This is a genomic window from Streptomyces sp. CNQ085 (genome assembly GCF_022614595.1).
In the GTDB taxonomy this organism is placed as follows: Bacteria; Actinomycetota; Actinomycetes; order Streptomycetales; family Streptomycetaceae; genus Streptomyces.
In genome coordinates, this window is the sequence record NZ_JAJFAU010000154.1 from 1 (window position 1) to 11,190 (window position 11,190).

The 11,190-nt window shown below is 72.1% G+C and carries 14 protein-coding genes and 1 pseudogene; 14 read left to right on the plus strand and 1 reads right to left on the minus strand.

Translation table 11 applies throughout. The features are described 5' to 3' along the window. Positions 1–175 precede the first annotated feature (175 nt). From LJ221_RS20590 to LJ221_RS20610, 5 genes are all read left to right on the plus strand, one after another. Positions 176–1,054, plus strand: a complete 879-nt coding sequence (locus tag LJ221_RS20590; RefSeq protein WP_241718215.1) for a hypothetical protein — start codon at positions 176–178, stop codon at positions 1,052–1,054. Next, positions 1,051–1,224 (plus strand): hypothetical protein, encoded by a 174-nt coding sequence (locus LJ221_RS20595; protein ID WP_241718216.1) that lies wholly within the window; start codon positions 1,051–1,053, stop codon positions 1,222–1,224. The genes LJ221_RS20590 and LJ221_RS20595 overlap by 4 nt, the downstream gene beginning before the upstream one ends. A gap of 9 nt (positions 1,225–1,233) precedes the next feature. After that, entirely contained in the window at positions 1,234–1,740 is a 507-nt protein-coding gene (locus LJ221_RS20600) for a hypothetical protein (protein WP_241718217.1), read from the plus strand. 59 nt (positions 1,741–1,799) lie between these two features. Then, positions 1,800–2,360, plus strand: a complete 561-nt coding sequence (locus tag LJ221_RS20605) for a hypothetical protein (protein ID WP_241718218.1) — start codon at positions 1,800–1,802, stop codon at positions 2,358–2,360. A gap of 80 nt (positions 2,361–2,440) precedes the next feature. After that, positions 2,441–2,602, plus strand: coding sequence for a hypothetical protein (locus LJ221_RS20610; protein WP_241718219.1), 162 nt, complete (start codon positions 2,441–2,443; stop codon positions 2,600–2,602). Between the two features lie 326 nt (positions 2,603–2,928). On the opposite strand, the gene LJ221_RS20615 is transcribed toward LJ221_RS20610, so the two are convergent. Beyond that, positions 2,929–3,474, minus strand: coding sequence for an SHOCT domain-containing protein (locus LJ221_RS20615; RefSeq protein ID WP_241718220.1), 546 nt, complete (start codon positions 3,472–3,474; stop codon positions 2,929–2,931). 106 nt (positions 3,475–3,580) lie between these two features. Here LJ221_RS20615 and LJ221_RS20620 point away from each other — a divergent pair, with 106 nt between their 5' ends. The 9 genes and pseudogenes from LJ221_RS20620 to LJ221_RS20660 all read left to right on the plus strand — a co-directional run. Continuing rightward, complete coding sequence (locus LJ221_RS20620; RefSeq protein WP_241718221.1) at positions 3,581–3,955, plus strand: HNH endonuclease signature motif containing protein; 375 nt, start codon at positions 3,581–3,583, stop codon at positions 3,953–3,955. Between the two features lie 211 nt (positions 3,956–4,166). After that, positions 4,167–4,661 carry a hypothetical protein gene (locus LJ221_RS20625; protein ID WP_241718222.1) on the plus strand — a complete coding sequence of 165 codons (495 nt, stop codon included), beginning with the start codon at positions 4,167–4,169 and terminating at the stop codon, positions 4,659–4,661. Next, a complete protein-coding gene (locus tag LJ221_RS20630) occupies positions 4,642–6,309 on the plus strand; it encodes a hypothetical protein (protein ID WP_241718223.1) in 1,668 nt (555 codons plus the stop codon). The genes LJ221_RS20625 and LJ221_RS20630 overlap by 20 nt, the downstream gene beginning before the upstream one ends. A 22-nt stretch (positions 6,310–6,331) precedes the next feature. Further along, positions 6,332–7,858, plus strand: coding sequence for a phage portal protein (locus LJ221_RS20635; protein ID WP_241718224.1), 1,527 nt, complete (start codon positions 6,332–6,334; stop codon positions 7,856–7,858). Further along, complete coding sequence (locus tag LJ221_RS20640) at positions 7,855–8,811, plus strand: hypothetical protein (protein ID WP_241718225.1); 957 nt, start codon at positions 7,855–7,857, stop codon at positions 8,809–8,811. Before LJ221_RS20635 ends, LJ221_RS20640 begins: the two co-directional genes overlap by 4 nt. 51 nt (positions 8,812–8,862) lie before the next feature. Then, positions 8,863–9,669 carry a hypothetical protein gene (locus tag LJ221_RS20645; protein WP_241718226.1) on the plus strand — a complete coding sequence of 269 codons (807 nt, stop codon included), beginning with the start codon at positions 8,863–8,865 and terminating at the stop codon, positions 9,667–9,669. A 15-nt stretch (positions 9,670–9,684) separates the two neighbouring features. After that, a complete protein-coding gene (locus tag LJ221_RS20650) occupies positions 9,685–10,536 on the plus strand; it encodes a phage capsid protein (RefSeq protein WP_241718227.1) in 852 nt (283 codons plus the stop codon). A gap of 21 nt (positions 10,537–10,557) precedes the next feature. After that, positions 10,558–10,920, plus strand: coding sequence for a hypothetical protein (locus tag LJ221_RS20655; RefSeq protein WP_241718228.1), 363 nt, complete (start codon positions 10,558–10,560; stop codon positions 10,918–10,920). Position 10,921: 1 nt separating this feature from the next. Further along, positions 10,922–11,190: pseudogene (locus LJ221_RS20660) on the plus strand (hypothetical protein); the annotation flags it as partial.

Genomic DNA, 11,190 nt, shown 5'->3' on the forward strand with positions numbered 1-11,190 from the left:
GTATCGAGATGCGGCGCCGCGAGATGAACGCCGAGCTGCTGCTGGCGGAGGTGTCCGTCGACTTCGACATCGAGCTCACCCGGCAGGACAAGACCCGCGAGCTCCAGCGACTCCGCCCCCTGGAGGGCCCGCACCGACACCGCGGGCCCGGCCCCACACCGCCACGGAGCACACCGTGAAAAGCCCCCTCCTCTACCCCGCCGCCGCCCTGTCCGCCGCGTCCCTCGCCTGGACCACCTGGAGCCTCACCGACTTCCTCGGCACCGGCCCCATCGGCATCACCGTCGCAGCCGGCGCCGACATCATCTGGGCCTCCGTCGTCATCGCCGAGTACCGCGGCGTCCGCGTCTGGAAGAAGTGGCTCATCCCCACCCTTGGCTGGCTGCTGCTCCTGCCCGTCGCCGCCCTCCTCACCTGGCACGGCCTCCACCGCGAGGTGGCCGCGATGGCGGCCGCCGGGCCGCTGCTGCCGCTCGGCACGAAGGTCGTGTGGCTGATGGCTCTGGCCGACTTGCGCGACCCGGCCGCCCTCACCGACGACGAACGCCACGCGCTCGCCGCGATGGAGCGCGGCATGCGGTTCGAAGAGGCCCGGCACCGTATCGAGATGCGGCGCCGCGAGATGAACGCCGAGCTGCTGCTGGCGGAGGTGTCCGTCGACTTCGACATCGAGCTCACCCGGCAGGACAAGACCCGCGAGCTCCAGCGACTCCGCCCCCTGGAGCTCACCCCTGCTGAGCCTGCGGCTCACCCGGCTCAGCCCACCACCGAGCCCGCCGAGCCCACCGGCTCACCCACCCCCACCACGCTCGTATCCGACCAGGTCGCCGCCCCTGAGCCCCCGGCCCGCCCCACACCGGCCAAAGGGCACGCATTCGGGTTCACGGCCGCCCCGTCACCCCAGTCGGCTCAGAAGGCTCAGGCCGTGGCTCAGGTCGCTGCGCTCCTGGCTCAAGACCCTGGGCTCACCTCGGGCCAGGTCGCCGAGCACCTCTCAGTGAGCCTCGCCACCGCCAAGCGGTACCTCCGCGAAGCCCGGCACGGCGCCCGATGAGCGCCGCGCTCGCCGCCATCTGGTTCGGGTTCCTCGCCCTCCTCGCCGCCATCGGCCTCCTCGCCATCGCGCCCCGCTGGGAGCCCGGCCAGTGGCTCCTCCCCGCCGCCCGCACCCTCGCCCTCGTCCTCGCCGCCGCGGCCTACGCCGCCTGGCTCTTCACCCTCTAGGACCCGCTCATGCCGTACATGGCCATCAACCTCGGCGGCGTCGCCCTCGGCGTCGGCATCATCATCGCCTTCCTCATGCGCTGGATCATGAAGGAGAAGAAGAGACTCGCCGCCCTCGTCCCCTTCGTCCTCTCCCTCGCCTACGGCATGCTCGCCGCCCTCGCCGCCCTCGGCTCCGTCTCCGCCCTCGGCTCCGTCACCTGGGTCGCCCTGTGGGCCGGGAACGTCGCCGGATACACGGCCCTGGTCTGGGGGATCGGCGGCGAGGCACCCGACGTCACCCGCGCCCAGCAGATGCCCCTCACCCCCGGCGGATACGTCATCGTGTTCCTGCTGACGATCGTCCTGCTGGGCCTGCTCAAGTGGGGCCCGCACCAGTCCAAGAGCAAGATCCTGATGGGGTGCCTCGCCGGGATCCTCGTGGCCCTGTCCGGGACCGTCGCTGGTGCGGCGGCGGTCCCGCTCGGCTCCGGAGTCAACCTCGCCGGCGCCGCCTTCACCGGGGTGTTCGGATGACCGCCCCGGCCGAGACCGGGCCCCAGGCTGAGCCCGGTGAGCCGGGGGAGCAGGACGGAGTGAGCGAGCGCACCGCCCGCATCATCCTCACCGGAGTCCTGCTGCTGGCCATGTGGGGCATCGTCGCCGCACTGCCCGAAGTCGCATACGTCGTCGTCGGCGTGCTCGGCTGCCTCGGCTGGCAGCGCGCCCGCAGCTGGCTCACCGCACGGCGCGACGAGCCAGGGGAGGACGGGGCGGAGGCTCCCGCCGGCGGGCCGGGCGTGCCCGAGCTGGTGGCCGCCATGCACGACCTCGCCGACCCGCACGTCCACCTGTCCGCGCTCGCCCAGGCGCTCGGATTCGGGAAGGACACCGCCCCCGTGCGGCGCCTGCTGGCCGAGGCGGGGGTGCCGACCAAGGCGGTCCGCATGAGTGGGAGGACCTCCACGGGCGTGGATCGGGCCGCTTTCCCGCCGCTCCCCTCTCCCCCGTTCGACGCTCCCGAGAGCGTTGTTGCCGCTGGTCAGAGCAACAACAGCAACAGCAACAACGCCTTGGTGGTGGAGCGCGGGGAGGGGATGACGATCATCCGCGAACCCGTCGAGACCGCCAGCCGACGGAGCACCACCTCCCGCTGAAACCCCGGGACGGGCCGCCATCCGCCAAGACATCAGCCCGCCCCGGTCCCTATCCCGAGCACGAGACAGGAGACGCCATCATGGCATTCCGCCACACGATCCCCCTGCGCGAGATGCGCGACCGCATGAGCGACACCGACCGCGAGGCCGCGGCCACCGACTACGTGCCGTCGCGCGGCGGCTGGTTCCGCCAGCCCGAGCGCCCGGTGCCCGGCACCCCGAAGCAGAAGAAGCGACGCTGACCGCCTGCCACACTGGCTCTGCGTCCCTTGGGGCCCGTCGCGCCAACGACGGGCCCCGTACTACGCCCGTAGTTGCAGCCGCGCCGATCATGCCCCATCATGGGCCCCACGCCCGGCATGCCCGGACACAACGCAACGAAGGCCCCGCCGCTCACCCCCCACGGCGGGGCCTTCCGCATACCCACCAACCCCGCGCGGGACAGGAACAACCAGCAGGGGTGCTGCCCTACCCCGCGCGGCACACACCACCCCGTGGGGACGGGAGTGGAGGGGACGGTGCGGCCGCCCAGTCAACCCCTGCGCCGGGCGGCCGCACCACAACCCCGTCAGAGGCTGTCGAGAATCGCCTTCCTGCGGTCCTGGTACTCCGCATCCGTGATCGCCCCGGCGGCCCGCAATTCGTCCAGCGTCCGCAGCCGCGACGCCACGTCCTGAGAGCCCCCAGCAGCAGCCGGAGCTGGAGCCTGCTGCGCGGCCCCCGCACCGCCCTGCGCCAGCCGAGCCCGCAGCGCGTCCGCCAGCGCCTTCCCACAGTCCTTCGGCATCTGCTTGATATCCGCCCGGTTCCCCGACGCGTACACCGACAGCGTGCCCATCAGCATCCCCCCGGACCACTGCACCGAACTGATCCGGTCGTACGGGAAATCCTCCACCTGCTGCGACAGCACCCCGTGCTTCAGGAACACCAGCCGCATGCTGGTCATCGCCACCAGCCCATTGCCTTTGCCGTAGAAGCCCGTGGCGAGCATCTCCACCGTCTCGCCCTCCCACAGCACCTCCGGCAACCGCTGAATCTCCCGCTTCGAGCCGACCGCACTCTGAAGCTTCGCCGCCGCAGCGTCGATGTCCGGCCGCACGTTCACGTTGACCATCGGTACCCCCTGCGTTGACGCGGCCGGCCCCACGCCTGGCCGCAATGGGCCCTGAGCGTACCGAGGTGCCCCGCTCCCCGGCCCCGAAGCGCACCAGGAGGAGCTCGTGCCCAGGCGGCGTGCGATGCAGGTCTGCCCCACCCCCGGGTGCCCGAACTTGACCCCCGGGGGGCGTTGCGAGAGGTGTCAGGGGGGTGCCCGGGCGTCCAGGGGCAGCGCACGAGCCCGGGGCTACGACAGCCGCTGGGAACGCACCAGGGCGGCCTACCTCGCTGCCCACCCCCTGTGCGAGTGCGCCGAGTGCGAGGCCCAGCCCGCGCTGCTCAGACCACGCGCCACCGAGGTCAACCACATCGACGGACTCGGACCACTCGGACCGCGCGGGCACGACTGGGCAAACCTGCAGGCCATGACCAAGGCCCACCACAGCCGGCACACAGCACGTGAGCAGCCAGGCGGCTGGAACGACCGCGAACCGTGACCGTGTGCCATCACCCCAGGTCAGAGCCCTAAGGCTGGCGTTTGCGCAGGTCAGCGGCCCGGCCGGGGGTGGGGATGGACCCCCTCGCGGTAGGGGAGCCGGAACGCCGGGGAGGGCTCCGGAAGGTCTGTCAGGTTCAAAGGGCCCCCGTCGTCACGCAATGTGACGACTCCTGGTGTCGCGCAACGCGACTGCTGGAGGAGTGATCACCATGCCCCGAGGAGGAGCCCGCGCGGTCTCCGGACCGCCGCCGGACCCCAACGCCCTGCGCCGCGACCGCCCGTCAGACCGGGCCGGGTGGACCACCCTGCCGCCCGACGGCCGGCCCGGCGACCCGCCCGACTGGCCGCTGACCGACCCCAGCGGCCGCGAGTGGGACCTGTGGTGCGACCTGTGGTGCCGGCCGCAGGCGGTGATGTGGGAACAGATGCACCAGGACCTGGAGGTCGCGCTGCTGGTGCGCTCGCTGGCCGAGGCCGAGCGGCCCGACGCTCGCGCCGACGTTCTGCGGCTGGTGCGGCAGTACATGGAGTCCCTCGGCCTGACGGTGCAGGGCATGCTCCGCAACCGGTGGCGCATCCCGCCGGTCGACGGCGCCGGTGACCTGGTCGTGCCCGAGGCCGAGGAGACCGGCGAGCCCGCACCGCGCCGCCCCTCGGCCAGGGACCGGCTGAAGGTCGTGCCCTATGACCGCGAAGGCGCCTGACGCCGCGGCCGAGTTCGTTGTCGACTTCCCCACGATGTGGGTGGTGCCGGACTGGATCGAGCAGCACTGCCCGATCCCGGATAGGTTCCGCGCCGGCGAGCGGCTGGAGCTGTACCCGTGGCAGCTGTGGTGCACCGTCAACCACTACCGGGTCAAGCCGACCGCCACGGTGGGCCAGCTGGCGCCGGCGTTCTTCTACCGCCGCTCCCAGGTGGTGGCGCCGCAGAAGACCGGCAAGGGCCCATGGTCGGCCGCGATCGTGCTGGCCGAAGCGTGCGGCCCGGTGGTGTTCGCCGGCTGGGCGCGCGGCGGGGAGGTGTACCGGTGCGCGGACCACGGCTGCAGCTGCGGCTGGTGGTACGCGTACGAGCCAGGCGAGCCGATGGGGACGCCCTGGCCGACGCCGCTGCTGCAGCTGACGGCCACGGCGGCCGACCAGGTGGACAACGTGTACCGGCCGCTGCAGGCGATGGTGAAGCGCGGGCCGCTGGGGGAGCGGCTGCGGGTGGGTGAGGAGTTCACCCGCGTCGGTGAGGACGGCCGGATCGACACTGTCACGTCCTCGGCGCTGTCCCGGCTGGGGAACCCGATCGTGTTCGCGCTGCAGGATGAGACTGGCCTGTACACCGACGCGAACAAGCTGCGGAAGGTCGCCGAGACACAGCGGCGCGGCGCGGCCGGTATGGGCGGCCGGACGATGGAGACCACCAACGCGTGGGACCCGTCGGAGGATTCGGTGGCGCAGCGCACCGCCGAGTCCACTCGGCCGGACATCTTCCGCTACCACCCGCAGGCCCCGCGGTCCCTGTCGTACGGCGACAAGCGGCAGCGGCGGAAAATCCACCGCATCGTGTACGCCGGGTCGACACACGTGGACCTGGACGCCATCGAGGCCGAGGCCGCCGAGCTGATGGAGAAAGACCCCGCCCAGGCCGAGCGGTTCTACGGCAACCGGTGCGTGGCCGGGTCCGCGGGCTGGCTGGACGTGGCGAAGTGGTCGGCGAAGGCGATGCCGCGGCTGGTGCCGGCGCACACCCGGATCGTGCTCGGGTTCGACGGCTCCGATGTGGACGACTGGACCGCGATCCGGGCCGAGACGATGGACGGCTACCAGTTCACCCCGCTGTACGACTCCGGCGGGGAGGACCGGCCCACCATCTGGAATCCCGCCGACTGGGGCGGGCAGGTCCCGCGCGGCGAGGTCCGCGCCGCCATGCACCAGCTGATGTTCCGCTACGACGTGGTGCGCCTGTACGCGGACCCGCCGTACTGGGACACCGAGGTCGACGAGTGGGTGGACCTGTACGGCGAGGAGCGCGTCATCCGCTGGTACACCCGGCGCCTGGTGCAGATGCACGCCGCCGCCGAGCGGCTGCGCACCGACGTGGTCAAGCGCAACACCAAGGCCGAGGGCCGGGGCCCGGGCAAGGCCGCCGCGTTCACGCACGACGGGTGCGAGTGGACCGAGACGCACATCGGCAACACCCGCGCGGCGATGAAGCCGTCCGGGCTGTACGTGCTGAAGAAGGCCAGCCCGACGCAGAAGATCGACGTCGCGATGGCGTCGATCCTCGCTCACGAGGCCCTCGGCGACGTCATCGCCGCAGGCCTCGCCGAGAAGCAAGTCAGCTACTTCTACAGCGCATGACGATGCGGGGAGGGAGGAGGGAGTGGCGACGCTGTCGCAGGCCCTGCGCCTGGTCGGGCTGCTGGAGAACGAGCTGACCCGGCGCCGGTGGGAGATCGACCGGAACAACGACTACTACCGGGGCAAGCAGAAGCTGCGCTTCGCTTCGGACGAGTTCGCCAAGTACCACGGCACGCGGTACCGCGACTTCTCCGACAACTGGGTCCAGGTGGTCAGCGACAGCCCGGTGGAGCGGCTGACGGTCACCGGGTTCAAGGCCGCCGGCGAGGAGCGGGCCGACGATGAGCTGTGGCGGGTGTGGCAGGAGAACGCGCTGGACGCCGACTCCCAGCTCGGATTCCTCGGCGCCGTCAACTCCGGCCGGTCGTTCGTGCTGGTGTGGGGCGACCCGGACGACGAGGACGCCGTCGACGTCACGTTCGAGGACGCCGCCCAGTGCATCGTCGCCTACCAGCCCGGCTCCCGCCGTAAGCGGCGGGCGGCGCTGAAGCGGTGGCAGGACGGCAACACGGACTTCGCCACCCTTTACCTGCCCGATGAGGTGTGGAAGTTCTCCCGCCCCATGCAGCGGCAGGAGAAGAGTCCGCAGATGGCGGACGTGGACGAGGAGATGCGGCTGTGGCTCCCGGAGGCCGAGCGGGAGCGCCGGCGCACCTGGACCCCGCGGGACGAGGAGGAGCTGGACGAGCCGAACCCGCAGCCCAACCCGATGGGTGTGGTGCCGATGGTGGAGCTGCCGAACCGGCCGCTGCTGGTGGACGATCCGATCCCGGACGTGTCCGGCGTGGTCTCCATGCAGGACGCCATCAACTTGCTGTGGGCGCAGTGCTTCACCGCGAGCGACTACGCGTCCTTCCCGCAGCGGGTCGTCATGGGCGCCGAACGGCCAATGATCCCCAAGCTCAACAGCGCGGGGGAGATCATCGGCCAGCAGCCCGTGGACCTGGGCAGATTCAACGTCGAGCGGGTGCTGTGGATCACCGGCAAGGACGCGAAGATCAGCGAGTGGCAGGCCGCGAACCTCGCGGCGTACACCTCGCTGATCGAGGTGGCCGTCGGGCACATCGCCGCGCAGACCCGCACCCCGCAGCACTACCTGATCGGGAAGATGGCCAACCTGTCCGGGGACGCGCTGATCGCCGCCGAGACCGGCCTGGTGCAGCGGGTCGGCGAGAAGCAGATCTGGTTCGGCCAGGCCCTGCGCGAGGTGGCCCGGCTGATCGCCCTCGCCCAGGACAACGAGGCCAAGGCGGCCGCGATGCGCGCCGGGACCGTGATGTGGGCGGACTCCGAATCCCGCAGCCACGCGCAGATGGCCGACGCACTGCTGAAACTCAAGCAGCTCGGGTTCCCGTTCGAGTGGCTCGCCTTGCGGTACGGGCTGACCCCCACCGAGGTGGCCGACCTGGTGGCGATGCGCGCGGCCGAGGCCGATCTGGACCCGGTCGCCGAGGTCACCCGCCTCATGGCCGATCGTGCTGGCCGGCCGCCCGCCGACGACACCGGCGAGGACGAGCCCGAGGGCGAGCCGGACCGGGACGCGGCGTGAGCCCGACGCCGACCGCCGCCGAGCACCAGGCCGACCGCGCCGCCACCGCTGCGGCGACCGCCCGGGCGGTGCGGCCGCTGTGGGAGCAGGTCGACCCCGAGGACCTGGAAGAGTCGTGGCTGGCGCAGCTCGCCCAGGTCGTCGCCCTGGTCGCGGCCGGGCAGCTGGCGGCCGCGCGGCAGGCCGGCCCGTACCTGGCCCGGCTGCTGCCCGGGGAGCCAGCCGAGGGCGAGGTCAACGCGGAGGAGCTCGCCGGAGTGGCCGGGGACGGCCGGGACCTGTCCGGGCTGCTGGCCTATCCGGTGTACGTGGCGCTGAACCGGATCCGGCGTGGCTTCTCGGTCGCTTGGTCGATCGCGTCGGGGGCCGCGTTCCTGGAGCTGCTGACGCGCACGCTGGTGGCCGACGCGGGGCGGGCTGCCGACCTGGTCGGGATGATCGCCCGCCCGGCCGTCACCTCCTACATGCGGGTGGTGCAGGTGGGCGCGTGCGCGCGGTGCATCGTCCTGGCCGGCCGCGAGTACGGCATCTCGGACGGGTTCCTGCGGCATCCGCGGTGCCAGTGCACGATGGAGCCGATCACCCGCACCCACACCCCGACCCCGGTCATGCCCGAGGACGTCTACGCCCAGATGACCGAGGCGCAGCGCCGCCACGCGTTCGGCCCGGACGCGGTGAAAGCGATCGCCGACGGGGCGGACATCGCCCAGGTCGTCAATGCCCGCCGCGGCATGACCACGGCCACGCTGTACGGCAAGACCGTGCGCGCCACCCGCGAGGGCACCACCCGCCGCGGCATCGCCGGCCGCCGCCGCAGCAGCTTCGAGCGGCGCCCCGGCGAGCGGTACTCCCGCGCCCGCGGTGTGCGGCTGATGCCCGCCGAGATCTACGCCCGCGCGTCCTCGCGCGAGGAAGCCATCGCGCTGCTGCGCAAGCACGCGTACATCGTCTGAGACCCGCGCCCGCGCGCAACGCCCGGGCGCCCGCCCGCAACGGGAGACACCATGCACCGCACCCTGCCCACCCACCCGCTCACCGGCGCCCGCGCGCTGGGCTGGCGCAAAGCCCGCCCCGGCGAGGACGACACCGAGCTGTACCCGATCTGGCCCGTCCTCGGCGGCGACGGCCGCGAAGACGACGACCAGGACGACGACGACCGCAACGGCGACCAGGACGACGAGGACGGCAGCGAGGACCAGGACGACGCCGGCGACGAGTCGGACGACGACCAGGACGGGGACGGGGACGAGGACGACGGCAAGGAGTCCGAAGAGGACGAAGATGCCGCCGCCCTGGGAGAGAAGGGCAAGCGGGCCCTGGCCCGCATGAAGGAGAAGCTCAAGGCCGAGCGCGCCAAGCGACGCAAGGCCGAGGAGGAGCTGTCCGGCCGCTCTGGCGGCGACGACGAGACCAGCCCTGAGGCGATCCAGCGGCGAGCCGAGCAGGCCGCAACGGCCAAGGCCAACCAGCGGATCGTGCGCTCGGAGGTACGCGCCGCGGCCAAGGGCCGGCTCGCCGACCCCCGCGACGCGCTCACGTTCCTCGACCTCGATCAGTTCGAGGTGGACGAGAACGGCCAGGTCGATGAGGACGAGATCGCGGACGCGATCGACGACCTGCTGAAGAACAAGCCCTACCTGGCAGCGCAACGCGGCCGCAGGTTCCAGGGCACCGGCGACGGCGGCGCACAGCGCAAGGCGGGCCGCCCGCGCCAGCTCACCAAGAAGGATCTCGACCGCATGTCGCCCGAGGAGATCGTCAAGGCCCAGGACGAGGGCCGCCTGGACGACCTGCTGGGCGTCAGCAGCTAACCAAGGAGGGCCGCTGTGGCCATCACCCGTTTCCAGCCGCAGGTCTGGAGCGCCCGGCTCCTGGTCGCGTGGCGCAAGAACCTGGTCTACGCAGGGCCGGGCATCGTCAACCGGGACTACGAGGGCGAGATCTCCGAGGCCGGAGACACCGTCAAGATCACCTCGATCAGCGACCCGACGATCGATGACTACGTGCCGAACAGCACGGTCATCACGCCGGAGGAGCTGACCGACGCCCAGCGGAACCTGGTCATCGACCAGTCCAAGTACTGGGCCTTCAAGGTGGACGACGTCGACAGGCGGCAGGCCAAGGGCAACGTGATGCCCGAGGCCATGTCCCGCGCCGCCTACCGGCTGGCCGACGTCGCCGACCGGTACGTCGCCGGCCTCTACACCGGGGTGGCCGCGGCCAACGACCTGGGCACGGTGTCGGTCCCGACCGGCACCCCCGAGGCGTTCTACGACGACGTCCTGGTGCCGCTGAGCGTCCTGCTGGACGAGGCCGACGCCCCGTCCGAGGGCCGCTACTGCGTCGTCCCGCCGTGGGCGTACGGGCGGCTGCTGAGGGACGACCGGTTCGTGCGCGCTGACGCCTCCGGTTCCACCGCCGCGCTGCGCAACGGCGAGGTCGGCGAGGCCGCGAACTTCCGGATCCTGAAGTCCAACAACACCCCGAACCCGACCGGCGACGACAACGTGGTCCAGGCCGGGGTGTCCGGGGCCATCTCCTTCGCCGAGCAGATCAACAAGACCGAGGCCTACCGGCCCGAGTCCAGCTTCTCGGACGCGGTCAAGGGCCTGGCCCTGTACGGCGCCAAGCTCGTGCGGCCCGAGGGTATCGCCGTCGCCACCGTCTCCCAGACCTGAGCCGAGAGGGGAACCGATCCCATGGCACGCACCTCGGTCGCCTACAGCGACCTCGCCGCGAACAGCGACACCGACGACCCGGCCGGGACCGCGCTCAACGCCGGCGCCGACGCCGGGCACACCATCGCCGACGCCGAGCCCGAGCAGACCATCCTCCGTATCGACGCCTCCGCCGGCGGCGACATCACCATCGTGGCCGGGGACTCCCCGCCCGCGATCGCCGCCGGGCAGGGCGACCTGACCGTCACAGTCGGCATCGAGACCCGGTGGATCGGCCCGCTGGAGTCCGGCCGGTTCCTGCAGAACGACGGATCCCTGCTCATCGACGTGGAGTCCGGCGCCGCCGGCACGATCACCGCGTTCCGAGTCCCGAGGTACACCTGACATGGCGAACACCGACCAGATCCCCGACGGGGTCACCCCCGAGGAGTGGGCCGAGGCCCTGCGCCTGGTGCGCTCCCAGCGGACCCGGCCGCGCAAGCTCGGCGCCGCAGCCCAGCGGGCCGCGGACGAGGAGACCATCTACGTCCGCGGCGAGGGCGGCGCCGTGTTCGAGATAGCCCCCTCACGCATGACCCCGGACATGCTCCGCCGGCTGCGGATGGGGCGGCTGCGCCGCGTCAACGCCGACGGCACCCCCTACCGGCGCGCGGC